Consider the following 24,938-nt stretch of genomic DNA (forward strand, 5'->3'; position numbering starts at 1 on the left):
TTTTGCCAAGCTGAAGGGATAATTGGATATTTATTTACATAAGTCATCCGTTCAAAAGTACTGAACGGATGGCTTTTTGGGGTTGGAAAATGATAAATTTTAGGCTGTTTCAGCATAGTTTGTTCCACTGCCCTGTCTTAGGGTGACATAGGCACTTTCACTTTTGTTACCTATGACATGCTCATTGACGATATGAATTCTAGTAACAACACTATTAATCATTCTTTAAATAATATCGATCCCATTTTTATCTCATCTTTCTCTCTCTATATTAATCTTTAAATAGTACAAAAATGCTAGGGAAAAAGAGGGGTGAATGAACTATGACTGTTGTCACCGGTTTTACGCTTAATAGCTACTCCTGACATATAGAAAAATAGAAAGAAGGTAGAAACATGAAAAAATATGTAATGTTTATTAATTTTCTCTTATTTTTAATAGTAATAACTGCTTGCAATAGCAATTCCGACGACAATCAAGATAATCATAATAGTGATCAAAACAATAATACAGCTTTAAAAGTTGTTATTGATCCAGGACATGGCGGAAAAGATGTCGGGGCTAAAGGGGCCAGTGGCCAGTATGAAAAGGATTTCACTCTAAGTGTATCGAAAAAGGTGGAAAAGCTGTTGGAGCAAGAGTCTGAAATACAAGTTTTTATGACCAGAAAGGATGATAGCTTTATTTCACAGGAAAGTAGATACAGACCGAAGTATGCTAATAATCTAAATGCGGATTTATTTATATCTATTCACGGAAACACGTTTTCCAATCCCAATGTTTCGGGAACAGAAACGTTTTATTATCACAATCATTCCCGTATTTTTGCTCAGATTATGCAAAAAAATGTGGTTCAAGCTACCGGATTTAGTAATAGAGGAATAAAGAAGGAAAATCTTTTTGTTGTAAAGGATACGAAAATGCCAGCGGCTTTGATAGAAGTGGGTTATCTGACGAATCCTCAGGATGAGTCCAAAATGTGGACTGACGATTTTCATGATCGTGTTGCCGCTTCAATTGTTGAAGGAATAAAAGAATACCAAGTGAAAGTATAGGATAAAATCCATCTCTTAAAGTGAGCGCACTGAAGCGGAATCAGCATCTATATTTACAGATTTAAACTTAAAAAAGAGCAAAATGGCGGAACATGGCGAAAACAGCCTTTACATTACCAAAAAAGAAGCATCTGCAAATAAGCTAAACCGTTCTGTTTTGGAGTACAAAATTACAAATAGAAGGTTAAAACGCACTATAATTAGCAACCGAAATAACAACTAAAATCACAATATAATTGGCACTAAAAAACGCTCAGAAATTTTTAATCTCTGAGCGTTTCTTTTTATTCTCTTCTTCAACTAACGCACCCGTTAGTTGAATATCACACTATACCCTTTCAAATATCATCTTTGCATCAGGAGATAAGACATTTTCTTGTTTTAAGAGTTCTTTTTCATTTACGCTAATCCAATAATTTTGTATATTACCTTCAAAGTCTACTTCTACTTTCCAAGATTCAACCATTTCCACTCCGCATTTTTTTACAATCTCTTTTGACACAACTCTAATAGCAACATTTATTATTTTCTCTTTACCAGGATGAAAAGCAACAAGATTAGATAAAAAGCCTTGATGTAAGGGTAATAATCGGATAACCATTTCAACAGAATGGTTTTCGAATAGTTTGGTTTCTGTTTTTATATTTCTTTCCTTATTAGAATGGATAAGTCGTACATTTGAATCAAAATATTCTACTACTTTGGTTGAATCTTCAGTTATAATTTTATGTTTATATGGCTTAAATGTATCTTTTGAAATTATTGATATTGCTTCTATATCACCTATCAAATCCGATTTCAAAGTTTGAGTCCTTCTTAACATTTTTTTGGATTCATGAATTTCTTCAATTACTTGTTCAGTAGTAAATCCAACTTGTTTTCTAATATTATTTTCTTGGATTATTACTATCTTCCTATCCACTGTCTCCTCGAACGATGTCCATTGAATAGAGGAATCTCCTGGTAATATTAGCGACATTAACTTCCACCTCAAGCATCTATTTATTCTTAAACAAAACTGCACGTTAGTTGAATAGCGTTCTCCCTTGATTTTAACATAAATATACATAATACCATTCTTAAATACTGAACTTTAACCATGTAAATAACATTTGTTTTAATACATGAACTCGATGGATGACAATAAGTTGTGTCACCTCACTAAAAGCGATGTGAATTCCAATGTTAATTTGCATTTATTTAATTGAAAAACCCCTTTAAATCAATAAAAATAAGCAGCCCAATTTGCCTGTTAATTGGACTGCTATTTGGTATGTTATTTCGTGTTTTGTACTCCAAAACCGAACCCGTTACAAATAAGCAGCATGCTTCTTTTTCAGAAGGGTGTACAATAAAAATGAGACATCTATTATCTTCGGACTAAAGTTGGACCAACCAATGATGTTGGGCTTGTTCCTAACGCTAACTTACATATATTCGCATAGCTAACTTGTTTATTATCATTTAGCATACTTTTTAAATGGTTAAAAGATTGATCGGATTTTAGGTTTTCAATCTGCTCTTCAAAAACAGATAACACATACTCGTCCTGGGAAACCGGACTAAAATCCCCAGGGTCTTCATCCATAATCAAGCAGCCCAAAAATTGATATCCATATTGTAATTGACGTGTAAGTTTAATTACATTCAAGAATTTTTGATGAATAGCAGGTTTGGAACTGTTTAATTCTTCGATGTCTTTTTTCGCCTTTAATAGTTCCTTATAACTTGGGGATGTAATCATGTAATCACTCCTTTTGTATGTTTCTATTAATCCCAGGGCTTTTCCAATACAAGGTGTGAAATGAGTTCTTTATTTTGTTGTCTCTTAAATTTACGGATTTTTTCCCGCTCTTTTCCGGATTCATAAAGAAATTTCTCTTCATCTGTTTCAGGTATAACATTTGGTACTTCAACAGGCTTCTTATTTTCATCAAGAGGAACAAAAGTAAAGAATGCTGTGGCTGCTACCCTTCGATTTGCTGTTTCAAGATCCTCTGCTATAACCTTACAGAAAATTTCCATCGAGCTACTTCCGGTATAGCTGACAAATGATTCAATGCAGACTGAATCACTTTGGCGAATGGGTTCAATGAAATTTACGGAATCAGTTGATGCAGTAACACATTCTTTTATTCTGGAATGTCTACGAGCGGAAAGCGTTGCGCAGGCATCCATCTTTTTCATTAAAACGCCACCAAATAAAGTATGATAGTTGTTCAAATCATTTATGAGAACCTGGTCTGTTTGAACGACTCTTGTTTCGTTAATTTTCTTTGCTTCCATAATTTATCACCTTTGCAGTAAATTCATATTTTTAATTTCACGAGAATTATTATAAAGCCTCTAAGCTATTAAAGTACAATGCCAATCAAACATAGCATTTATAATGAATCATTATGTAAGCGATTTGAAGAAATACAGCATTGACAATAGGATGAGGCAGAAGGAGGAACGTATTATTGTTCAGTCCTATTAGTCGTTCATGTCAATGATGAACAACTTAAAATAACAAAATAAAAAGCAAGCTTCCCTGTATTGGGTAGCCTGCTTTATTCATCTTCTTTGATATCAGAATAGTTATCCTCTGTTACCAGCTTGAGTTTTGCAAATCTGATAAATTCTTTTGCAACCTGTGATAAGTAAGCATCTTTTTTCCAAATTAAAGCAAGATTCCATTCTATTTTAGGATTAGAGATGGTTATCGTCTGCAAATTACTTGTTAACTCCATACACGTACTTTCAGGGAGAAGGGTAATACCGAGGTTATAAGCAACCATTTCTTCAATAAAATCCAATTGTGAGGTTTCAGAAATGATATTTGGTTCAAAACCGTCTTCAATGCAAGCTTTTAATATTATATTTCTTAATTCAAAATCCCGATTAAACATAATAAATGACTCATCTTTAAGTTCATGCAAGGAGATTTCCTCTTTCTCCGCGAGATGATGAGAGAATGGAACAACTAATTTTAAATGATCATTAACAAAATTGTAATAATCAAACATATCATGGTTGTCAGGAAGTACAACTACACCAAAGTCCAGGTCATCGTTGACAATCTTTTCTTCAATCCGCTTTGATCCATCTTCTTCTAATTGGAACGTTACTTCAGGATATTGTTTATGAAAGGAAGCCATAAGTTGGGAGAAGAAAAAGGAATTAATAATTGTAGGTAATCCTAAACGAATAGAGCCTTTTTTCAGTACTAATAAGTTATCAATATCTGTCTCCAGGAGTTTAAGTTGCCTTTCAATGACTTGAGCATGTTTATAAAGGATTTGCCCTACATCTGTTAATAACAGCTTTTTCCGAGAACGGATAAAAAGAGGGGCACCCAGCTCGCTTTCCAGGGATTTGATAATCCGGCTGAGGGCAGGCTGCGTAATATACAGGTTTTCTGCCGCCTGGGTAAAACTACCCGTATCAGTGACTTCAATAAAATATTCCAAATGCTTAATTTCCATTTGTTCAAAACACCTTTTTTCGTTTTTCCATAAGCACACACCATGAGCTAAGGGGAGGATAATTTTAGTATGCCTCATTTTTAAATTTTTTCTATCTAATTATAAAAACAAAGAGGGCGTTTAACAAATAAACTGCCTTTAAAATTTTCTATCCGTAACCATTCAACAAAATGAATGCTGAATAATGATTTAACCTACTGAATATTTACTATGATAGTCATTGTTCAGGAATGCTTCTGCAGAAAAGGTTGAAACTCCCATGCATGTTGGTTTCCACGTTCGTGTTTCTGTCATCTTCCATCAGTTCTTTCTCCAATTTCAGAATCGTTTAGCCTTTTACCAATTCATCATAAACTTTGTTTATCCACTAGACAAACAATGGAGGCTTTGGTAGAATATTTATAAGCTTATACCTATAAGCATTATTAAAATTTCAGGGGGTAAAGTGATGAAAAATAAGAAAGCGATTTCATTTGTGGCTGTTTTGGTCATTTCATTATTTGTTCTTGCTGCATGTTCGGATACCGGTGGATCCGAGGAAGCGAGCTCCGGCGATAAGAAAACGGTAGAGTTTATGCATTTATGGCCTGAGGGAAGCTCTGCTCAGCATCACAAAATTGTAAACGATATCATTTCTGGTTTTGAAGAGGAAAATCCAGACATATCCATTAATTTGGAAGTATTAAGTAATGAGCAATATAAAGACAAAATTAAGGTATTGTCAACATCGGATAAATTGCCTGATGTTGGTATGACATGGGCTGCGGGTTACATGGAGCCTTATGTAGAGGGGGATATGTACGCGTCTTTAGATGATGTCATTAATAAGGATGATTTTGTTTCCGGTACAACTGAAGCATTTTCTGTAGATGGTACAACATACGGACTGCCATTAGAATTAAATACTTCCTATATCTTCTATAATAAGGCAATTTTTGAAGAGTATGGGTTGGAGGAACCCCAAACATTAGAAGAATTAAAAGATATAGTTGCAACATTAAATGAAAACGATGTCACCCCAATTGCTTTAGGTAATAAAGATGCGTGGACGGGTTCTATGTGGTACATGTATTTAGCCGATCGATTAAGTGGAAATGAAGACGTTTTAACGAATGCGATTAATCGTGAAAATTCTTTTGAGGATCCAGCATTGGTTCAAGCTGCTGAGGAAGTTCAAAATTTAGTTGGTGCAGATGCTTTTGTAGAAGGTTTTAATGGTCTTGCCGATGAAGAAGCCAAAAGTATGTTTATGGCAGAACAAGCAGCTATGTATTTAATTGCTACTTGGGATCTGCCAAACTATACAACCAATGAGGATGTTTCACAAGAATTTAGAGATAATGTAGGGTACTTTAAGTTTCCAACTGTTGGCGGGAATGGAAATACAAACAGTTATATTGGTGGTACAGGTGTTGGATTATTTGTTGCTGAAAACTCTGATGTCAAAGAAGAAGCCAAGAAATTTGCTTCTTACCTTGTAGAACAATGGGGAGAGAGAGCGGTCACAGACGTAGGTGTTATTCCAGGGACTAAAGTGGATGCTGAATCAATGGATCTTCCAGAGATGTACAACAATGTATTAAATGACTTGAATACCGCCGAAAATATTACCTTGTATGCAGACGTTCAAATGAATGCAGAAGATGCACAAGTACATCTGGATGCGATTCAAGCACTGTTTGGTGGAGAAATAACACCAGAGGAATTTGCAAAGAGAAATGAAGATGCTCTGGCAGGGGAGGAATAACACTCGCAAACAGTAAAATCTATTTGCCCATTCGAAAAGGACATATCCTAAAGCCTGGGGATTGTCCTTTTCTACTTATAATAGATTTTCTCTAATAATCTTTTTAATACAGAATAAAGACAATGGGGTTGAATACTATGAATAAAATCATGTCCAATAAGTGGATTATTTTTCTTTATACGTTCCCGGCACTATTTTTAATAGGTGTTCTCATTGTCGTTCCGTTAATACTTTCCGGATATTTTGGATTGATGGATTGGGACGGAATAAGTGCAATGGAATTTATCGGCCTGGAAAATTATATGGTTGCATTGCAGGATGCAAAGTTCTGGGAAAGTGCTTTTCATTCCTTTTTATTAGCATTATTCTCTGCTCTTAGTCTCATTTTATACCTGATTGTTGCATTAATTTTAGCTTCCAAAATTAAAGGTGCAAACCTATTGAGGAAAATTTATTTAATACCCATGTTATTATCTTCCGTAGCAATTGCACAATTATGGATTAAGGTATACAACCCGACTAATGGGATGCTCAATAGTGTACTTATATTCTTTGGTGTGGAAAATCCGCCTAACTGGCTGGCTGATCCAGATATTGCATTATATGCTATTTTTATCCCAATCATCTGGCAATATGCTGGATTTTATATATTAATCTATTATGCGGCGTTAAAAAATATTCCACAATCATTAATAGAAGCGGCAAAAATTGACGGTGCTTCACCAGTACAAATTGCCATGAAAATGAAAATTCCCTTAATAATGAATGTAATTAAGGTAACCATTGTGTTATCGGTAGTTGGCTCATTAAAATACTTTGACTTGATTTATGTTATGACAGGTGGAGGCCCGAATGGAGCTAGTGAAGTTATGGCGTCCTATATGTATAAATTAGCCTTTGAAAGCTATGACTTTGGTTACGGAAGTGCAATAGGATTTTTATTGTTGATTATTACCCTAATTGTCACCATTATTATCCGTAAATTAACAGCAACCAAAGAAGAAATTCAATATTAATAGGAGGTCATATCATGAGACATATTGGTTATATTTTATTATATACTGTTTTAGCATTTGTGGCTGTGTTTCAAATCTTTCCTATTATTTGGCTGGTTTTGTTTTCACTAAAATCCAACCAGGAGATCTTTGCGGGAAATCCTTTTGCTTTACCAACGGACCCGAAATGGGACAATTATTTAAAAGTATTTGAAGGTGGAGTAGGGACGTATTTCTGGAACAGTGTATGGATAACGGTTGTTGCAACAGGACTAACCATCCTAATTGCTAGTATGGCAACGTATACGATTACTAGAATGCACTGGAAATTTAGTAGTCTTGTATTGGGGATTATCATGATAGGATTAATGATTCCGATCCATTCTGCTTTGATTCCACTCTATAATATGTTTTTAAATGTTCATTTAATTGATAATCCATTGTCCATTATCATCACATACACAACGTATAACCTGCCGATTACAGTAATGATTTTACTAGGCTTCTATACAACCATACCGCGGGAAATCGAAGAAGCAGCGATTATAGATGGAAGCTCCATTCATCGTATGTTTTTCCAGATTATATTACCGTTATCTGCTCCAATCCTATCAACAACCGTTATTATCAATATGATTTATAACTGGAATGAATTTGTGTTTGTCAATACCTTTATTAGTTCAGATGCATTCAAAACATTAACGGTTGGTATACAGAACTTTATAGGACAGTATATGACAGACTGGGGGGCTATTGGAGCAACGCTGGTTATTAGTGTGTTGCCCATTATTATCGCCTTTCTATTTTTCAGTGAAAAGATTATGGAAGGCATTACCGCAAGTGCAGTAAAAGGATGATGGATCTGACTGGACTTTATCCATAAAGACCACCTCAGCTTACTATTTCCAGAAAACAGTAGGCCGGGGTGGTCTCTTTTTAATCAAGAAACATTTATTTCAGCTTAAAACGTTTTGAATAAATATTTTTTATAAGCCCTCGTGTTTTCGTTGTACTTTATCAAAGGCATGAAGACTAAGCCAGGTCGTTATAAAGGCATAAGTTGTTCCCCCAAATATAAAAAATAAGGCGGGTATGTGCCACATAATAAAATAGGTGGAGGCAAGACATGTAATCATTAGAAAGCTCATGATTGGACTAATTAACATGATTAAAAAAGCATTCTTGATTACGGCAGGGATGTTTAAATCGTAATGCACAAAGACTGGAATAACATAAAACACAAATAATATGACAATAAGAATGAATGCGAACAAAGGAATATAGGTCCAGCTTATGGCTTCATTTATATCAAACTGAATGTAATAAATATCAATAGCAATAAAAGCCAATAATACGTTTAACATGATTCCTAGCAAATTGCTTTTTAGAAAATCACGCTTGTAATATTCCCAGAAGGTTTTTAGGACTGGGAGATCAGGGTTATTTCGCAGCCAATCACGGACCATTGCAAACATAGCAATCGTAGCGGGATAGAAACCAAGAATGATACCTCCTAATAATGTAAAAATAATCCATAAAGCGTTTACATAAGCGAATTTAGTAATCCATTCCATTATCGTATAGATTTTACTCATGATTATATTCAAACCTGTATCCTCCCCGTAACGTCATTTTGAGGTATCAGTAAATCTTTCTATGCAGAGAATAATCTCACTGCTCAATAGTCTAATAGTCTCTGTCATATAATAGACATTTTACAACAATCTCTGTTTTTTGCATATCTGTGTAAATGGAAAATGTATGAGGGAAGTCTTAATATTCATTGTATATTAGCAAGGGGAAGTAATGCTGGAGGTGTCTACCTTATTCACTCTTTGGAAGGACTGTTTTCTAAAAATTCTATAGATCCATATCTTATACTGGAATAAGCAAGAGCTGATCCGAAAGTTATTCATTATAACATTCAGGTCAGCTCTTTTTTATGGATGGAGATATTCGGTTGATTAGCTGATAGAGCCGTGTGGGTCAATAACAAACTTTCTGGCTACACCGCTATCAAAATCACTGTAACCCTGTGGTGCTTCATCAAGTCCAATAACAGTCGCGTTTACAGCTTTGGCAATTTGTGCCTTATCTGAAAAAATTAGCTTCATTAAGTTTTGATTATATTTCATGACCGGGGTCTGTCCGGTTACAAATGTGTGTGCCTTTGCCCATCCCAGACCGAAACGAATTTTTAATGAACCCGTTTGTGCATCTTTATCGGCTGCCCCAGGATCCTCTGTCACATATAAACCTGGTATACCGAGTGTTCCACCTGCTTGTGTAACGTCCATGATTGTGTTTAAAACTGTAGCAGGCTGTTCTCCTGCATTTGCCCCATGGCCGGATGCTTCAAAACCAACGGCATCGACAGCACAGTCTACTTCGGGTACTCCTAAAATTTGCTCAATCTGTTCACCTATACGATCGTGTTTTCTAAGATTTACGGTTTCGCACCCAAAACTTCTCGCTTGTTTCAGTCTCTCTTCATTTAAATCACCCACAATAACGGTTGATGCCCCTAATAGTTGAGCCGAGTGAGCAGCGGCTAAGCCAACAGGACCAGCTCCAGCTACATAAACGGTTGATCCAACTTGTACACCTGCTGAGTAAGCACCGTGGAAACCAGTCGGAAAGATATCTGAAAGCATCGTTAAGTCCAAAATTTTTTCCAATGCTTTTTCTTTATCAGGGAAGACAAGTAGCTGAAAGTCCGCATAAGGTACCATCACATACTCAGATTGTCCACCTACCCATCCGCCCATATCGACATAACCATAAGCTGCACCAGGTCGCTCAGGATTAACATTCGTACATATATGTGTCTTTTGCTGACGGCACATATCACAACGGCCACATGCAATATTAAATGGGACGGAAACAATATCTCCTTTTTTTATAAATTCAACGTCCCTTCCAACCTCTATTACTTCACCCGTTATTTCGTGCCCGAGAACAAGACCCTCAGGAGCAGTCGTACGTCCGCGCACCATATGTTGGTCACTTCCACATATGTTCGTGGTAATAACCTTAAGAATGACACCATGTTCACACTTACGTCCTACATTGGAAGCAGGGACACCTGGACCATCTTTTAAGACTAAATCGGGAAAATCAATATCTTTAACCGAAACCGTTCCAGCACCTTCATAAACGACCCCTCGATTGCCTGCCATTATACCCCTCCTAAAAATAATGGTATGGTCTTTTTTCTCTAAGACGAATACTTTCTAACAAAGACAACAATACGTTCCTCCTTTTGTTTAGTCCTCCCTTCATTAAAATAGGAAATGGCCATTTGTGTGCTTGTTTTCATGCTTGATTCACAGCTTGGCTTTTCGTACGCCTCCTTGAGATTTATAAAATTTATCGTTTTCCAATTTTAAACCGTCTTTTGGTTGGATTATTACATTAAAAATTACTTGTAACCTTAAGATAACAATTGTGGAAAACATTTGTTGTCAAATATTGTAATAGTGGACAAATTTTCAAAAACCATACTTTCGTACTATTTATAAGAAGGGGTCATGCTGAAGAAGCAATATCCTAAGGTAAAGAAATCTCTCTCTCAGACGGGTTAGTTATTGGAGGTAGTTCCTTTATCTTTTTCTGGAAAACATTATTACATAAATTTGTGGTTTTCTTCTTTTACTAAATATAAGGAGGCTTCCTTTTCTATGTAAAAAATATAAATCTTTAAAATTAGTACATTTTAGCTACTACACGTGTTTCGACAATATTTTTGAGGCGTTTCGACACAAATAGAAAAATATTACAGGACAAACCGGGATTATTTCACATAATCCTATCTATTAATCAGATTTTAATAGGAATATAGACTCAAAAAATAAATAAAAAGACCTAATAACGAGTAAAATTGACTAAAAATTACTATAATTATAAAATTTAGGTGTTTATCATCCTGAATGATTTAAACAAGGATTATAGGGAGACTATGCAATATGATTGAATCAAAGAAAAGAGCCTTCATCTTTCTGTTTCTTGCTTTTATTCTGGCATTAATAGCGGGTTATTTCGTCTATGAAAAAGTGAAGTCACTAAATGCAGAGCTCGGGGGTATGACTGAGGTTTATGTAGCAGAGAATACCATATCACCAAGACAGGAAATAAGTAAAAGTGATGTTACAGTTATGGAAATTCCTAATAAATTTGTTACAGACTCACATATTACAAATCTTGAGGATTTGGATAATCGAGTCTCCGTTGTTCAACTTGAGGAAGGGGATCTGGTTACAAAAAACATGATCAAACCGGTATCAGTCTTAAGAGATGTAAATAATCGGCTCGTTTCCTTACCAAGAACCGAAAGACTTACATTTGACCAAAAAGTTCAAGCATTAGATCGAGTAGATATTATTGTTTCAAGAGAAGTTGATGGGGAAAAAGTGACCGAAACGTTTATGAAGGATGTTCTCGTGTATCATGCATATTGGGAAGACAATATAGGTATTGGTGTCGTCGTTCCTGCTGAAAAGGCTGAAGAGTTAATCCATATGCAGCACTATGCTGATCATATTCGTATCCTGAAAGCAAACGTTGGAAGAGCAAATACATCTGATGGATTTCATTCAGATTAGGTGAAAAATGGTTTTTCCAAGGGTCTTAAATGAAACATAAGTCAAGGAGAAATAGACATGGAACGTAAATTGGATATTTTACTGGTGAGTGAAGATGATACCATTTCGAATCAACTGCTTAATTCTTTTGACCGTGATGAGAATACAATCACCGTTGTCCGTTTTGATGACGTGTCACGAGAAGTTAATCGGCAAACACGGGATATCGTAATCATTGTACAAACCAGCAATGATCATATTGTAGAACAGGTTCAATACATAAAATCTATTAATCCTTTAACCTTTATCATCTTTTTAGCGACAGATTCAGATATTAATCTGCTTCGGAATATGACAAGGGCTGGAGCCGAAGAATTTTTCGTATTACCAGAAGAATTATCTTTATTTATCAGCCGCTTTCCTACGATTCAAAAAAGCTATCAAATGAAGCTGGATTCCGAAAAAGAGCAACCCATTATGTTTGGCAAGGGGAGGGGGCAGATTTTTTCCTTTTACAGTGGTAAAGGAGGTACGGGTAAGTCTCTTATATCTTCAACCTTTGCTCAAACGTTAAAACTTGAGTCGGCTGCCGAGGTAATTTTAATAGACTTAAACATTCAGTATGGCGGTATTGAGACACTTATGTCGATAAACACCAATCGCTCCATCGCAGATTTGAAACCTGTTATTCAGGAGTTAAATGAAAACCATATTCGTAATGTATCCCAAAAGGAGGAGCATTCCCAGCTTGAAATATTGATCAGCCCATGTGATGCAGAGATAGGGGAACAATTGGATGAAGATTTTATTAGCCGACTACTTCGAACATGCAGAAGATCGTTTGATTACTGTGTCATTGATTTACCACCTCAAATGAATGCACTTACTGCTACGGCTATCGAAGAGTCTGACCAAATATGCTATGTACTACTTCCAGAAACTTCATCCTTAAAAGTATTAAAGAATTTTGAAGAGGTATGTAAACGGTTAGGGATTCACTTACAATCAAGTGTGACCTTAATTGTGAATGAATTATCGAAGGAAAAGGAATTGCAGTTAAAGGATTTAAAAAACCTCTTACGTTTTCCCATTGCTTCTACGATTCGATACGACTACAAGGGACTGCAAACCTTTATCAATAAAGGTGAAGTGATTCGCAAAAAACAGAGAGAGAAGCTTATTCCTTTTGCTAAGGACATCCGTAAGTTCGTTAAAGCGGTTTTGCATCGTAAATAAGTTATATAGACTTTCCGAATTAAAGGGGGTTACATCATGCCATCTTTATTTGATAAACGGAAAGAAAAGATGGTTCAGGGAGGATCAACTACAAGTGAAGTCGAGCATCTGGTAGAACACTATAAAGCAAGGCTGTTACGAGATACAAATCTGGAAGCTCTGACCAGTTTAAGTGAAGGAGAAATGCGTTTAAAAATTGAACAGTTAATTTCTCAATTTATGTCAGAGGAAAAGGTCATTATTCCTCGACAGGATAAGACCTTGTTAATTAACCGAATTTTAGATGAATCGGTTGGTTATGGACCCCTGGAACCTTTGATTCATGATGAATCGATTACGGAGATTTTAATAAATGGCTATGATGAGGTCTATATTGAGCGCTTTGGGAAGCTTGAAAGGAGCCAAGTTACGTTCCGGGATGATGACCATGTTCGCCATGTTGTTGATCGAATCGTTGCACCAATTGGAAGAAGAATAGATGAAAGTTCACCTATGGTTGATGCCAGATTGCCGGATGGAAGTCGTGTGAATGCTGTTATTCCCCCAGTTAGTTTGAATGGCACCCTCGTGTCCATCCGAAAATTTAAGAAAGACCCTTTTAAAATGGAGGATTTGCTTCGTTTTGACACGCTCAACTATACTATGGCGATGTTTCTGGAAGCCGTTGTTCAAGCTAAGTTAAATGTTCTTATCTCAGGAGGAACAGGTTCTGGTAAAACCACGCTGTTAAATGTATTGGCAACCTGTATCTCACATGAAGAACGGGTTGTGACGATTGAGGATTCCGCGGAACTGCGGCTGGACCGGGCTAATGTAGTAGGTATGGAAGCGAGATCGGCAAATGTAGAGGGGAAAGGTGAAATCACGATTCGAAAGCTGGTAAAAAATGCTCTGAGAATGCGGCCGGATCGAATTATCGTCGGTGAGGTTCGGGGCGGTGAAGCCTTTGACATGCTTCAGGCTATGAATACAGGTCATGAAGGTTCTATTACCACGGTCCATGCCAACGCACCTGATGATGCACTTAGGCGTGTTGAAGCGATGGTAGTCATGGCAGGATTGGAACTCCCTTCACGAATCATTCGTGAGTACATTGTTGGTGCTGTGGATATTGTTATCCAAGTAAACCGCATGACAGATGGGACGAGAAGGATGGTGTCGATTTCAGAAGTGAAGAAAAATGGGGATGGCAGCCATGAGATGAGAGAAATTTTTACCTTCAAACGAACAGGAATGACTGAAAACGGAAAGGTAAAAGGATTTTATCAGGCAACAGGTTATGTTCCCCAATGTTTAGAAAGGATAAATGTGTTTGGCAATCAAATTTCGGATTCTATTTTTCATCTAAATCAAAAGGGGGTCAGGTTTTGACGGTAGCATTAGCCACGACTGTTTCTGTCTTATCATTTTTGATAGGAATAACGTTTTATTTAGACTACCGAAAGGGGAAGCGGGATTGGCGGAAACAGGCTGAAGAGTTTTATCAAGTCGAGGAAAGAAGAAAAAGCTTTATCGTTTTATGGGGCGACCGTTATGATCAAACAGAAGCTGCAAAACCTATGTTTAACAAATTAAGAGCAGCAAATATACCTCTAACACCTTCAGAATTTATCGGAGCTCAAATCGTAACGTTTATGGGACTTATCTTTGTTTTATCCAACCTATTTCATTTAGATTTCCTTATTAGTTTCATCATATCAATCTTGTTTCTCGAAGCTGCAAAGAAACTCATATTTCTCTTAAGGAAAAATAAGATGAAGGAACGTATGGCAGAGCAATTACCGGAGATTTGCAGGATTCTGGCCAATGCGACACGCTCCGGGATGACACTCAATCAAGGCATACAGCTGGTTGCTCAGGAAATTAATGAGCCAGCTAAAGCTGAGTTTAAGCAGCTTGCTCATGAGCTTTCCTTAGGGATTGAATTTAATAGTGCCTTGAGGTCCATGGATAGTCGTATAAATAATCGGGAATTCAAATTGTTTGTTGCTACGGTTCTCATTCAAAAGAAGGCAGGGGGAAACTTATCTGCCATATTAGAGGAAATGAGTCAGACTTTAGAAGACCGTCAAATCCTAAAACAGGAAATTAAAACAATGACAGCTGAACAAAGGTATATCTCCTACCTGGTTCCTGTTATACCCGTTTTTCTCGTCTTAATGATGAATAATATTATTGATGGATTTCTTGATCCCTTGCTTTCGGGAATAGGAATCGTAATCGCCCTCTTATTTATAGGGGGAACCGTCGCAACCTTCCTTCTGGTACGCAAGGTAACAAATATTAGGATGTGATGATATGGATGGCCTTATTATTTTGTTTTTACTCTTATTTTTGTTCTTTTTTGGACTTAGTTTAAGAAGTTTCTACCAATTTATTGTTTATAAACAGGACTTAAAGAAAGAGGTAAAAGAGCAAACCTACATATTCCATTTGCTAGAAAAAAAGACTTCAAGGAAAGAGCGCTTTTTAGCAAAGCTCTTTCAATATGCGGATGATTTTTCTCATATTGGTCAAAGAATTAATTTTTCAAGTGAAAATCATGATGTAAGAAAATGGCTCATGCAGGCAGGTTATCCATACCGGTTAACCGTTGAAAGGCTACAGGGCTTAAAAATTTTTTTAGCCATAATCGGATTAATTATCGGTGGAATCAGTCTGGTCATTCAATTGCCCTTTTCAGAGCTGACCGTAGTCATCTATCCTTTATTAGGCTATCTTGGAACCATCTACTGGATGAAAAACAAGGCTAAAAAAAGACAGGAAGATTTATCTTATCACTTACCGGATTTCTTAGATACGATGAGTGTTACCTTGCAAGCCGGGGTAGCACTTGATCAGGCATTAAGGGATATTGTTCCTTATTTTGACGGGCCCATTCGGGAGGAATTTGGCCGGTTTATTCAAGAGCTTGATGTTGGGGTTCCAAGAAGAGAAGCCTATCAAATGTTATTAAATCGAAATGAGAGTAAAGAATTCCAGGTTTTAATTAAGTCGCTTCTTCAAGGAGAGCGACTTGGCATACCGATTTCACAGACGTTTAGGCAGCAGGCGGAGGAAATGAGAAAACTGAAAAAGGAATCGATCAAAGAAAAGGCAGCAAAAGCATCACCGAAAGTAACCCTAATTACAACGTTCATTGTTTTGCCATCATCCCTGATTTTAATTGGTGGATTGATGGTCATGAATATGTTTAGTCAAAATCAAAATATTTTTCAGTTACTTCAAAATTAAACGGAAAGGGAGAGATGGATAATGGGGAAAATGGTAAGGTTTTATGTGAAAATGACACAGCCAGTCAGAAACGAACGGGGAGCACAATCACTGGAATGGCTGGGCGTTGCAGCACTGTTAATTTTGGTTCTTGGGATTATTTCATCGGCTGTAAGTGATAATAGTGATGGAATTAAAGGGATTATTGAAAGCATCATTTCAAAAATTAGCAACATGGTAGGGTAATTATTTTAGGAGAAAACGTTTGATTTACTGAGGGAGTGTATCAGTTGCTAAAGAACAAAACAATAATCGTAATGTTTGTACTCATTGTTATTGTAGGAACAGGATGTACGAAACAAGAAGAGGAACCATCATCAGACAATACAGAACCCACAACGGAAAATTCCACAGACGAAACCAAACAGGATGAAAGTCAAACAGAGGCCGATAATCACCCATCTTCTGAAGAAATGAATGTAGAGAATATTTCATTACCGTCAACCTTTGAAGCATTAGAAGCATTGCCAGCCGGGGAGGATGCTGGTCCGGTTTATGACTATGAATCGGAAAAAAGTACTTCTGAGCAGGATAAGGAAATTGCGGAACACTTTAGTGATTTGCCGTTTCCTGAAGATAAGGAAAATCCAACTGATCAGGAATTAGATTATCTTTACAGGGAAATTTTAAAACGCGTTCAGCTTGATTTTCAAGGGCCTGAAAAGCTGATGAAAGATTTAAAGTTTCAATCCCTTGGTAATCCGGATATTGAGGATTCAAGGTATCAGTTTAAAGAGCAATTAAATGTAGTCATTCTTTTAGATGCATCCGGAAGTATGGCCCAGGTCATTAATGGCAAAACGAAAATGAAAGCAGCAAAAGATGCCATATCGAATTTCCTCAATGAATTACCGGAAGAAACAAAAGTGGCTTTGCGTGTCTATGGTCATAAAGGAACGGGTTCAGATGAGGATAAAAAAATGTCCTGCCGTAGTACAGACCGGATTTACGGATTTGATTCCTATGATGCTGATTCCTTTATGAAGTCACTCAATCAAATAGAGCCAGCAGGATGGACACCAACAGGCTTAGCATTAAAAGAGGCGCAAAAAGACCTATCTGCTTTTGATGGCAGTAAGAATACAAATATTGTTTATTTGGTTAGTGATGGAATTGAAACATGTGATACCAATCCCGTTCAGACAGCCAAAAAACTCTATGATTCAAAGATTACTCCTATTATTAATGTATTGGGATTTGATGTGGATGGAGAAGGGCAAAACCAATTACAGGAAATTGCGGATTCTGTTGATGGAATCTATCAAACGGTATCAGACGAAAATGAGCTTATGAATGAATTAGAGAAGGTCAATGAGATTGCTGATGCATGGCAGGACTGGAAAGAGCAGGGAATGCAAAGCATAGATTTGCAGCACGTTTCAAATGAGCTGGATATCTTTGTATATACGACCGATGAAGAATCGAAGGTAGTCGATGAGCGGACGAGAATTAATTTTATTGTAAATGCCCTAAATGATTATGGACATATCAGTAATGAATCCAGAAAATATTTGGAAGAAAAAAATTCAGATTATCATGACTGGATATTATCAGAGATTGATACATTTGAAAAAGAGCTGGAAGCGATGAATGATAAGGGCTATAAAGAAGCTGTGAAAGCTTTGGAGGAAAAATATGAGTTAAATGTTGACGAATAGAAAAGTGGTGATTCTTTGAAAAGATATCGTGTGCAAAGAGTAGTGGCGATCATCATCATTGGATTTATCACCTTTTGGAATCTATTTCCGATCGTAAGCTATGCTAGTTTTATAACTCCTGGAACCCCTATAACTCCTGGAGAGACTATTACGCCGGGGGATGCGATTGAGGGGGGAGAATATATTATTCCAGGAGAAGTAATACCTTATGGTGAACCCATTCAAAATGGAGAATATGATAACTCTGGTGAGCCTATTATTGATGCAGAACCAATAACGGAAGGGCAATTCATGATTCCCAATGTACCAGAGCTCCCTGCCTATCGACCCATAGCAGGAGATGAGATTTCATCTGGAAATCCCATTCAAACAGGTTCTTCCCCCCATGCTGGTAATGAAGTAGATGGTGGAAATGCGGCCAAGTCTGGACCATCAGTTAATGGAGGTACTCCTGGCTCCGGAGGAACAGCAACTGGGGGTAGAGAAACAAATGCTGGCGATGCCATGAACGGCGGGTCAGCTATTAATGGGGGAAATCAAAACGGAAATGGCGAGGCTCCATCAAATGGAAATTCAGTAAATGGTGATTCATCTACTCCTGGTGATTCTGTAAATAGTGGCAGTTCCTCTCAAGGTGGTAGCGTTACAAATGGCCACACAATAAACGGGGGTAATGGTTCTTCTTCAGGTAGTACAGGTAACGGAAATACAGGGGGATCAGGTGAAGGGGAGATGCAACCGAAGTCTTTCCTGAATATTGCACTCAGGTCAACTGATGGCAGTCAGGGTTTATATGGCCATGTTACAGGTTTTTTTAAGGATCTAAAAACTTATGGACTTAAATTTGCCGATGACGTTGCTCAGGGTGCGACCTCTTTATATGCAGGATTTAAATTTAAACAATTAGAGAATGGAAATTACTCTGTGTATGGAAAGAATAAGCTGAATAACCGTCTATCGAATTGGCTTTATAATCGATATCGGCAATATACATTTAATGGTGAACATAAAGCTATGGGTCCACAGGTGAGATATATTCGACAGGATCGATATAATGCATTTTTAAGCAGTAAATCCATGCCAAACGCAGGCACTTTTAATGGTTTACTAAAAAATTCTGCTCAATCTGCTAAAAGTGCTGTTAGTCAATCGTGGAATGTATTTTCAAAGGGCTTTTGGAAACCTAGCAATTCGTTAAAATTGGGAGGCCCTGCAGGTGTTGTACTTACTTCCGCTGGATCTATTTATAATCATACAGAGGGATTTTCGGACCTAAGCGGTTTAGCAACAACAGATTTTGCCGCATCCTTCACGACTGATGCAGCCATTGGAGTTGCATCTACAGCAGCGGGAAGTGCAGCTTCTGCAATGGCGTCAGGGGCATTAGCAGGGTCTGTAGTTCCAGGGGTTGGAACGATTGTTGGGGCTGTAGCCGGTTTAGGTGCAGGACTATTAACCACGTACTTCTTTAATGGAACAAATGTTGGAGGAAGAATCAAACGGGGGATCACAAACGGGTTAAAGAAAGGATATGATGCAGTTGCCGGAGGGATTAAAAAAGGTTACGATACCGCTAAGGGCGCGACAAAATGGGCAAAAGACAAGGTGTCATCAGCCTTTTCAAAATTAGGCAGTATATTTGGCTGAAAATGGTGCCCCATCCATCTATGGGGTACCATTCTATTAACAAGTGAATGGGGGTCTTAGCTTGAATCAGGAAGTCGAGTTTAAAAACAGTCGAATTATTCCCACTACCTTTTTGCTTTTTCTTATGGGTTTTTTAGTAAGTTTTTTACCTGAAGCGAATTGGGCACTACTAGGCTTTAACTTTGGATTAGCAACCTTTTGTTTGTTGTTATTTATTTTGTTATGGCGAATACACCGGTATCAGAGCAAACGGTATTTCTCATTACTATCATATGTGATGTTAAATGCCTTAACGGTTTATTTCACGATTCCCATATTCCGGATGATTTATGGAACAGTAGCTTTTTGGATAGGCATTGTAACCTTTGCTGCCGTTATTATTACTCCTTATTTATTTTCTGAGAAAATCGCTAAAGGAATTCAAAACCCCGGCCAATCAAATGTCGGCAAAGTTTATGCCTTCTATGCTCCACTGATTATTTTGTTTGGAACTGTATTATTTATTGGAGCACTTGGGTCGTCCAATCCAGATGCGCTTGCGATAGCTATTTTTCTATTTTTAGGCGCTATTTTATTTTTATTTATCACACCTGTTTTGTTAATCACACCTCAACGTATGGAGGAACTAGAAAACCAATAGGGGAGTTCTCAAATGTTTCAATTTACAGGGTTAATTCGAGCGATGGGCGTTTCGATTTTACTTACTATCTTTTTTTCGTTTCTGTTGGGCCTCATAAATTTACTTAATGTAGAGTGGACGATTATTGTGACTTTCCTCATTACGTATATATCTATTGGAATCTTAGCTCCAATGTGGAATCGGGATACTCCATATTTTGCCGTTTTTTTGGGGAGCTTATCTTTAACGGTAATTAATTTTCTATTTTCTATGGTCGTTCTCCACATCCCTGTTTTCACAGCTCCTCTTGAGGTTAATAGTAGTATAACGACTAGCATTGTAACTTCTTTAGTAACAGCATACCTTTTGATAACGATTCTTAAAAGGATGGGGAGATGGGATTATGATTAAAGAGAGCCTGGAAATGTATAACCGCCATCTTATTAAAATCGTAATGCTTAGCGTCCTATTAGTGATTCCATTTACGCTCTTTTGTTACTTTGCTACTTATTATTTATATCAGCAATTAACAAATGATCAATATCCTAATCTGTATGCCTTATTTTTCATTGTTGTAAACTTTACGCTTATCATTCCTGTATTTAGGAGGCTGGCTATTACAGATGTTGAAGATGATGAATATCCATCCGTTGTGGAATTATTGTATGAGTTCATCAAGCATTTTGGGGTTATTCTATTTTTGACCATTCCTTTTTATATCATTGGTATACTGGGCAGCTCCTTATTTTTTATTCCAACCTTCCTTTGTTTCTCGATGATTCTATTAATTCCTTTTTATGTATCCCACAACGGAGTAAAAGACATATTGAGATATGCTGGAAGAACAATGAGAAATGAAAATATCATACTATTCCTGGATTGGCTGGTTATCTTGAGTGTTCAGGCTCTTGTATGGGGAGGTATTATGGTCGCGTTTGCAAACTTTGAAAACAATTTTTATGTATATGGAATTGCAAGGGCAATCTTGAATTCATTCGTATTTCCACTACTTATTTTTTATTTAACCTTTCGTTATCACAACAATAATGAGAGCGTGTAAATGAGGAGGATTCCTATGACCTTACAGATGGAGAAGGTAGTTTTTAAATATAGCGGCACTTTTTTGGTCGTTTTGCTTAGTATTCTAACTTTAGGGATCTACATAGGGTACTGGTTTCTAAATAGAAAAGAAGCCATACAATCCATTTCCCGGAAGAATGAAGTTCCCTTTAGGTGGTGGATGGTTTTTACAGTATTTTTAAGTCTATCTTTTCTCCTTTTCTTTGTAGAGACCTATCTTTTTACTCCGTATGGAAGGGTTATTATAGAATCTGTGCAAATCATATTGGTTTATTATTTTTTAGGGTTACTCTATTATTCTGTTTTCCGTATAAAAGAACGAATCGAAAATCATTATGAGGCTGTACAAATGAACAGAATTCTTCTTTTTTTATTCCACATTTGGTATTTGCAATATAAAATCAATCAATTACATAAAGAGGAATCTGAAGAATTAGTTATGGGAGAGGGTCTGGCATGAAAAAATGGACCTTGAAGCTGAGGGAAGAAAATGGGGCTATTAGTTTAGAGTTTTTGGGTATTTTACCCTTTTTCTTTATGTTCTTTCTCATTTTGTGGCAGGTCATTGCATCAGGATACGCGGTTTACACAATCCACACGGCCGCAAATGAAGGAGCTAAAACCTTTTCCATCACCCAGGATATTGATGAGGCGGAGGATACTGTGATAGATGTAATGGGTTCTAGTTCCGTTATAAATTACAATCGGATGGACGTAACTTATTTAACTTCTAATGGCCAGTTTGAGTTAGAGGTAGAGGGAAAGCATCCGCTGATTTTTGTTCCTGATCAGTGGAAATCAAGTACGGCTATTGATTTAGAAGAAACGACGGTAAGTCAGGTGCTGGTAAAATGAATATACTTATCAGGGATGAAAAGGGGAATGCATCCATATTCTTACTCTGGTTACTTGGAATTGTTGCGCTATTATTCGTTATTATTATAAATATTACGAAGGTGTTTCTGGTTGGAAGTGAAGCTTCTTATACCGCTCAACAGGCAGCTTTAGCCGGTTCCTCTGTCTATATTAAGGAGTCAAAGGCAGCGATAGAAGAATTTGATAACCATCTGGCAGCTTCCATAGATTTTAGGCTTAATCATGGAGGGAAAAGTTTGGGAGAGCTTGTGAATGACAAGCAGGATGCCTATGAAGGAACTGGGTTATCCACTGATCAGGCCTATATAAAAGCATTAAATGATGTTCTCCCATCTGAAATCAGCTCACATATTCTACTCAAAAATACATTTAAAGACCACTTACAAAATTCTTATTTTAGTTCAAGTGTATTTAATGCTGTACAATCGATAATCAATGACAGTGAAAAAACAAATCCAGAGGATACTTCGTTCGTTTTATCGGATTCAGAATGGCGTCTGGAAGTAAAATCTTCGGTTACCTTTAAGAGTATTGCTAGTGAAAGGATTCCGTTTATAAAAGGTGAAATCCCGGCAAACGGGCATGGTCCAAAGCTGATTTATCTCGAAAATGTTTACGAATAGCTCACGATGTTAGAGAGTTAGAATTCTCTAATATCGTGATTTTTTATTTGATCTGAAAACGTTTTTAAGGTTAGGAAGTGTAAAAATTGGCTGAAATTTGCCGAAATTTTACGATATACACTTTATAAACTTTATAAAATAAAAATTGTACACATTTTTAAAACTGCATAAAGTTAAATGCTTGTTTTCTCCATTCGTTTATTCTCGTATACTTAGAAAGGTAATTCAGCGAGAGAGAGAGTATTACATGGAGGTGTGCAGCATTGTTGGAGTTTAAAAATGTAACAAAGAAATATGATGGTGGAAAACCCGCTGTCAATAACTTAAATCTAAAAATAGAAAAAGGTGAATTTGTGTGTTTTATCGGGCCAAGTGGTTGCGGAAAAACCACAACGATGAAGATGGTTAACCGGCTGATCAACATTACTGAAGGTGCGATTCTCGTTGATGGAAAAAACATTAAAGATCAGGACCCGGTTGAATTACGCCGTTCAATTGGCTATGTCATTCAGCAAATTGGACTTATGCCACATATGACCATTAAGGAGAATATTGTGCTGGTGGGTACATTATTAAAATGGTCGAAGGAAGAGAAAGATGAGCGTGCAAAGGAACTTTTACAATTGGTTGGACTTCCTGAGGAATACCTGGATAAATATCCTCATGAACTAAGTGGAGGTCAACAGCAGCGTATTGGAGTGTTACGGGCACTAGCTGCAAATCCACCGTTAATTCTTATGGACGAGCCATTCGGAGCACTGGATCCAATTACAAGGGATTCTTTACAGGAAGAATTTAAAAAGCTTCAAAAAGAACTAAATAAAACCATTGTATTTGTTACACACGATATGGATGAAGCGTTAAAGCTTGGAGACCGTATTGTCATTATGAAAGAGGGAGAAGTTGTTCAAGCTGATACTCCGGATGAAATTCTCAAAAACCCAGCGAACGAATTTGTAGAGGAGTTCCTTGGGAAGGATCGTTTAATACAAGGACGACCTGATGTTACGACAGTAGGACAGATTATGGAAAGTTCACCAGTCACCGTACAAAGCGGGACTACTCTGAAATCTGCTATTTCCACGATGCGTGATAAACACGTAGATTCTCTTCTTGTCGTAGATATTGACAACGTACTAAAAGGGTTTATTGATATTGAAGCAATCAATCTAAATTATAAAAAAGTCATTGAAGTGCAAGAAGTCATGGAGAAAGACCTTATTTCCGTTTCTAAGGATAGTTTATTACGAGATACGGTCTATAAAATTCTGCGTCGCGGTATAAAATATGTGCCGGTAATTGATGAAGAGAAGAAGCTGGTTGGTATTGTCACAAGAGCAACTCTTGCGAACTTGGTTTATGACACGATTTGGGGCGATGGTATGGAATTAGCTGAAGTTGCAAATCTAGCAGAATAGGAGGTGGATAACCATGATGGAATTTTTTGCAGAGCATGGTCATGAATTGATTCTGAAGACGTGGGAACATTTTTATATTTCGCTTGCTGCTCTTATCCTGGGGGTATTGGTAGCTGTGCCACTTGGCATTGCGTTGTCGCGAACTCCAAAATTTGCCGACAAATTTATTTCATTTATTGGCATTTTACAGACGATTCCAAGTCTTGCCATACTTGCCTTCTTCATTCCGATTATGGGCGTCGGTAAGCTTCCTGCGATTCTCGCACTATTTTTCTATTCCTTACTTCCGATATTACGCAATACATATATCGGCGTACGTGATGTGGATAAAGGAGTAATAGAAGCAGGTAAAGGTATGGGAATGAGTAATAGGCAATCCATTCTGAAAATGGAGTTGCCATTAGCAATGCCTGTTATTATGGCAGGAATTCGCCTGTCAACCGTTTACCTTATTGGCTGGGCGACACTAGCAGCATTTATTGGCGGTGGTGGTCTTGGTGACTTTATTTTTGATGGATTGAATTTGTTTCAGCCAGCATTAATTGTCGCCGGTACAATACCAGCAACGATTCTTGCCTTAATAGCCGATCGTTCCCTGGCCTTTTTGGAAAACCGTTTAACACCTGAAGGATTAAAAGATTCGTATGAAGCTGCATAATCGTGG

At 37.1% G+C, this 24,938-nt stretch carries 27 protein-coding genes; 20 read left to right on the forward strand and 7 right to left on the reverse strand.

Annotated features, from left to right (window positions below; translation table 11 throughout):
• Positions 1 to 99: 99 nt before the first annotated feature.
• Positions 100 to 222: a hypothetical protein gene (locus tag BMX63_RS18695; RefSeq protein ID WP_281242767.1), complete on the reverse strand. Its 123-nt coding sequence runs from the start codon at positions 220 to 222 to the stop codon at positions 100 to 102.
• Between the two features lie 173 nt (positions 223 to 395).
• Between BMX63_RS18695 and BMX63_RS16465 the strand changes: the two genes are divergently transcribed.
• Positions 396 to 1,055, forward strand: coding sequence for an N-acetylmuramoyl-L-alanine amidase family protein (locus BMX63_RS16465; protein ID WP_093137546.1), 660 nt, complete (start codon positions 396 to 398; stop codon positions 1,053 to 1,055).
• Positions 1,056 to 1,383: 328 nt separating this feature from the next.
• On the opposite strand, the gene BMX63_RS16470 is transcribed toward BMX63_RS16465, so the two are convergent.
• From BMX63_RS16470 to BMX63_RS16485, 4 genes are all read right to left on the reverse strand, one after another.
• Positions 1,384 to 2,034 carry a DUF3108 domain-containing protein gene (locus BMX63_RS16470; protein ID WP_093137547.1) on the reverse strand — a complete coding sequence of 217 codons (651 nt, stop codon included), beginning with the start codon at positions 2,032 to 2,034 and terminating at the stop codon, positions 1,384 to 1,386.
• Between the two features lie 390 nt (positions 2,035 to 2,424).
• Positions 2,425 to 2,799: a hypothetical protein gene (locus BMX63_RS16475; RefSeq protein WP_093137549.1), complete on the reverse strand. Its 375-nt coding sequence runs from the start codon at positions 2,797 to 2,799 to the stop codon at positions 2,425 to 2,427.
• Between the two features lie 26 nt (positions 2,800 to 2,825).
• Complete coding sequence (locus BMX63_RS16480) at positions 2,826 to 3,341, reverse strand: acyl-CoA thioesterase (RefSeq protein ID WP_093137550.1); 516 nt, start codon at positions 3,339 to 3,341, stop codon at positions 2,826 to 2,828.
• 266 nt (positions 3,342 to 3,607) lie between these two features.
• On the reverse strand, positions 3,608 to 4,522 hold the full coding sequence (locus tag BMX63_RS16485; protein ID WP_093137552.1) for a LysR family transcriptional regulator: 915 nt from the start codon (positions 4,520 to 4,522) through the stop codon (positions 3,608 to 3,610).
• Positions 4,523 to 4,970: 448 nt separating this feature from the next.
• Between BMX63_RS16485 and BMX63_RS16490 the strand changes: the two genes are divergently transcribed.
• From BMX63_RS16490 to BMX63_RS16500, 3 genes are all read left to right on the forward strand, one after another.
• Complete coding sequence (locus BMX63_RS16490) at positions 4,971 to 6,269, forward strand: extracellular solute-binding protein (protein WP_093137553.1); 1,299 nt, start codon at positions 4,971 to 4,973, stop codon at positions 6,267 to 6,269.
• Positions 6,270 to 6,406: 137 nt separating this feature from the next.
• A complete protein-coding gene (locus BMX63_RS16495; RefSeq protein WP_093137555.1) occupies positions 6,407 to 7,285 on the forward strand; it encodes a carbohydrate ABC transporter permease in 879 nt (292 codons plus the stop codon).
• A gap of 14 nt (positions 7,286 to 7,299) precedes the next feature.
• Positions 7,300 to 8,121 (forward strand): carbohydrate ABC transporter permease, encoded by an 822-nt coding sequence (locus tag BMX63_RS16500; RefSeq protein ID WP_093137556.1) that lies wholly within the window; start codon positions 7,300 to 7,302, stop codon positions 8,119 to 8,121.
• 129 nt (positions 8,122 to 8,250) lie between these two features.
• Here the strand turns inward: BMX63_RS16500 and BMX63_RS16505 are convergent, their stop codons facing one another.
• Both BMX63_RS16505 and fdhA read right to left on the reverse strand, forming a co-directional pair.
• Positions 8,251 to 8,871 (reverse strand): YesL family protein, encoded by a 621-nt coding sequence (locus tag BMX63_RS16505; RefSeq protein ID WP_093137558.1) that lies wholly within the window; start codon positions 8,869 to 8,871, stop codon positions 8,251 to 8,253.
• Between the two features lie 357 nt (positions 8,872 to 9,228).
• The gene (gene fdhA / locus BMX63_RS16510) at positions 9,229 to 10,443 is read right to left on the reverse strand and encodes a formaldehyde dehydrogenase, glutathione-independent (protein ID WP_093137559.1); all 1,215 of its coding nucleotides are present in this window, start codon (positions 10,441 to 10,443) and stop codon (positions 9,229 to 9,231) included.
• Positions 10,444 to 11,229: 786 nt separating this feature from the next.
• On the opposite strand from fdhA, the gene cpaB reads away from it, so the two are divergent.
• From cpaB to BMX63_RS16590, 16 genes are all read left to right on the forward strand, one after another.
• Complete coding sequence (cpaB, locus tag BMX63_RS16515) at positions 11,230 to 11,865, forward strand: Flp pilus assembly protein CpaB (protein WP_093137561.1); 636 nt, start codon at positions 11,230 to 11,232, stop codon at positions 11,863 to 11,865.
• A gap of 57 nt (positions 11,866 to 11,922) precedes the next feature.
• Positions 11,923 to 13,080 carry a CpaE/TadZ family protein gene (locus BMX63_RS16520; RefSeq protein ID WP_093137563.1) on the forward strand — a complete coding sequence of 386 codons (1,158 nt, stop codon included), beginning with the start codon at positions 11,923 to 11,925 and terminating at the stop codon, positions 13,078 to 13,080.
• Positions 13,081 to 13,116: 36 nt separating this feature from the next.
• The gene (locus BMX63_RS16525; RefSeq protein WP_093137565.1) at positions 13,117 to 14,451 is read left to right on the forward strand and encodes a TadA family conjugal transfer-associated ATPase; all 1,335 of its coding nucleotides are present in this window, start codon (positions 13,117 to 13,119) and stop codon (positions 14,449 to 14,451) included.
• Positions 14,448 to 15,374 (forward strand): type II secretion system F family protein, encoded by a 927-nt coding sequence (locus BMX63_RS16530; protein ID WP_245732868.1) that lies wholly within the window; start codon positions 14,448 to 14,450, stop codon positions 15,372 to 15,374. Before BMX63_RS16525 ends, BMX63_RS16530 begins: the two co-directional genes overlap by 4 nt.
• Before the next feature lie 4 nt (positions 15,375 to 15,378).
• Entirely contained in the window at positions 15,379 to 16,314 is a 936-nt protein-coding gene (locus BMX63_RS16535) for a type II secretion system F family protein (protein WP_093137568.1), read from the forward strand.
• Positions 16,315 to 16,335: 21 nt separating this feature from the next.
• On the forward strand, positions 16,336 to 16,539 hold the full coding sequence (locus BMX63_RS16540) for a hypothetical protein (RefSeq protein ID WP_245732869.1): 204 nt from the start codon (positions 16,336 to 16,338) through the stop codon (positions 16,537 to 16,539).
• A gap of 35 nt (positions 16,540 to 16,574) precedes the next feature.
• The gene (locus tag BMX63_RS16545) at positions 16,575 to 18,011 is read left to right on the forward strand and encodes a vWA domain-containing protein (protein ID WP_093137571.1); all 1,437 of its coding nucleotides are present in this window, start codon (positions 16,575 to 16,577) and stop codon (positions 18,009 to 18,011) included.
• Positions 18,012 to 18,026: 15 nt separating this feature from the next.
• Positions 18,027 to 19,658, forward strand: a complete 1,632-nt coding sequence (locus BMX63_RS16550) for a hypothetical protein (RefSeq protein WP_093137573.1) — start codon at positions 18,027 to 18,029, stop codon at positions 19,656 to 19,658.
• Positions 19,659 to 19,719: 61 nt separating this feature from the next.
• Positions 19,720 to 20,298 carry a hypothetical protein gene (locus BMX63_RS16555; protein ID WP_093137574.1) on the forward strand — a complete coding sequence of 193 codons (579 nt, stop codon included), beginning with the start codon at positions 19,720 to 19,722 and terminating at the stop codon, positions 20,296 to 20,298.
• A 12-nt stretch (positions 20,299 to 20,310) separates the two neighbouring features.
• A complete protein-coding gene (locus BMX63_RS16560) occupies positions 20,311 to 20,688 on the forward strand; it encodes a hypothetical protein (protein ID WP_093137576.1) in 378 nt (125 codons plus the stop codon).
• On the forward strand, positions 20,681 to 21,337 hold the full coding sequence (locus tag BMX63_RS16565; protein ID WP_093137577.1) for a hypothetical protein: 657 nt from the start codon (positions 20,681 to 20,683) through the stop codon (positions 21,335 to 21,337). The genes BMX63_RS16560 and BMX63_RS16565 overlap by 8 nt, the downstream gene beginning before the upstream one ends.
• Before the next feature lie 15 nt (positions 21,338 to 21,352).
• Positions 21,353 to 21,817, forward strand: a complete 465-nt coding sequence (locus tag BMX63_RS16570) for a DUF4234 domain-containing protein (RefSeq protein WP_177167368.1) — start codon at positions 21,353 to 21,355, stop codon at positions 21,815 to 21,817.
• Positions 21,814 to 22,212 (forward strand): TadE/TadG family type IV pilus assembly protein, encoded by a 399-nt coding sequence (locus BMX63_RS16575; protein WP_093137581.1) that lies wholly within the window; start codon positions 21,814 to 21,816, stop codon positions 22,210 to 22,212. The genes BMX63_RS16570 and BMX63_RS16575 overlap by 4 nt, the downstream gene beginning before the upstream one ends.
• Positions 22,209 to 22,856 carry a TadE/TadG family type IV pilus assembly protein gene (locus BMX63_RS16580; protein WP_093137582.1) on the forward strand — a complete coding sequence of 216 codons (648 nt, stop codon included), beginning with the start codon at positions 22,209 to 22,211 and terminating at the stop codon, positions 22,854 to 22,856. Before BMX63_RS16575 ends, BMX63_RS16580 begins: the two co-directional genes overlap by 4 nt.
• 263 nt (positions 22,857 to 23,119) lie before the next feature.
• Complete coding sequence (locus BMX63_RS16585; protein WP_093137584.1) at positions 23,120 to 24,274, forward strand: betaine/proline/choline family ABC transporter ATP-binding protein; 1,155 nt, start codon at positions 23,120 to 23,122, stop codon at positions 24,272 to 24,274.
• A gap of 13 nt (positions 24,275 to 24,287) precedes the next feature.
• The gene (locus BMX63_RS16590) at positions 24,288 to 24,932 is read left to right on the forward strand and encodes an ABC transporter permease (RefSeq protein ID WP_093137586.1); all 645 of its coding nucleotides are present in this window, start codon (positions 24,288 to 24,290) and stop codon (positions 24,930 to 24,932) included.
• The last annotated feature ends 6 nt before the right edge of the window (positions 24,933 to 24,938 follow it).

This window comes from Salinibacillus kushneri, assembly GCF_900111405.1.
GTDB lineage: Bacteria > Bacillota > Bacilli > Bacillales > Alkalibacillaceae > Salinibacillus > Salinibacillus kushneri.

Bases quoted from the DNA above. Each gene is read 5' to 3' on its own strand.
- BMX63_RS16570 (WP_177167368.1), top strand. From the start codon at position 21,353: ATGACCTTACAGATGGAGAAGGTAGTTTTTAAATATAGCGGCACTTTT.
- BMX63_RS16535 (WP_093137568.1), top strand. From the start codon at position 15,379: ATGGATGGCCTTATTATTTTGTTTTTACTCTTATTTTTGTTCTTTTTT.
- BMX63_RS16560 (WP_093137576.1), top strand. From the start codon at position 20,311: ATGTTTCAATTTACAGGGTTAATTCGAGCGATGGGCGTTTCGATTTTA.
- BMX63_RS16485 (WP_093137552.1), bottom strand. From the start codon at position 4,522: ATGGAAATTAAGCATTTGGAATATTTTATTGAAGTCACTGATACGGGT.
- BMX63_RS16480 (WP_093137550.1), bottom strand. From the start codon at position 3,341: ATGGAAGCAAAGAAAATTAACGAAACAAGAGTCGTTCAAACAGACCAG.
- BMX63_RS16495 (WP_093137555.1), top strand. From the start codon at position 6,407: ATGAATAAAATCATGTCCAATAAGTGGATTATTTTTCTTTATACGTTC.
- BMX63_RS16525 (WP_093137565.1), top strand. From the start codon at position 13,117: ATGCCATCTTTATTTGATAAACGGAAAGAAAAGATGGTTCAGGGAGGA.
- BMX63_RS16500 (WP_093137556.1), top strand. From the start codon at position 7,300: ATGAGACATATTGGTTATATTTTATTATATACTGTTTTAGCATTTGTG.
- BMX63_RS16575 (WP_093137581.1), top strand. From the start codon at position 21,814: ATGAAAAAATGGACCTTGAAGCTGAGGGAAGAAAATGGGGCTATTAGT.
- BMX63_RS16580 (WP_093137582.1), top strand. From the start codon at position 22,209: ATGAATATACTTATCAGGGATGAAAAGGGGAATGCATCCATATTCTTA.
- BMX63_RS16490 (WP_093137553.1), top strand. From the start codon at position 4,971: ATGAAAAATAAGAAAGCGATTTCATTTGTGGCTGTTTTGGTCATTTCA.
- BMX63_RS16565 (WP_093137577.1), top strand. From the start codon at position 20,681: ATGATTAAAGAGAGCCTGGAAATGTATAACCGCCATCTTATTAAAATC.
- cpaB (WP_093137561.1), top strand. From the start codon at position 11,230: ATGATTGAATCAAAGAAAAGAGCCTTCATCTTTCTGTTTCTTGCTTTT.
- fdhA (WP_093137559.1), bottom strand. From the start codon at position 10,443: ATGGCAGGCAATCGAGGGGTCGTTTATGAAGGTGCTGGAACGGTTTCG.
- BMX63_RS16540 (WP_245732869.1), top strand. From the start codon at position 16,336: ATGGGGAAAATGGTAAGGTTTTATGTGAAAATGACACAGCCAGTCAGA.
- BMX63_RS16465 (WP_093137546.1), top strand. From the start codon at position 396: ATGAAAAAATATGTAATGTTTATTAATTTTCTCTTATTTTTAATAGTA.
- BMX63_RS16590 (WP_093137586.1), top strand. From the start codon at position 24,288: ATGATGGAATTTTTTGCAGAGCATGGTCATGAATTGATTCTGAAGACG.
- BMX63_RS16470 (WP_093137547.1), bottom strand. From the start codon at position 2,034: ATGTCGCTAATATTACCAGGAGATTCCTCTATTCAATGGACATCGTTC.
- BMX63_RS16475 (WP_093137549.1), bottom strand. From the start codon at position 2,799: ATGATTACATCCCCAAGTTATAAGGAACTATTAAAGGCGAAAAAAGAC.
- BMX63_RS16520 (WP_093137563.1), top strand. From the start codon at position 11,923: ATGGAACGTAAATTGGATATTTTACTGGTGAGTGAAGATGATACCATT.
- BMX63_RS18695 (WP_281242767.1), bottom strand. From the start codon at position 222: ATGATTAATAGTGTTGTTACTAGAATTCATATCGTCAATGAGCATGTC.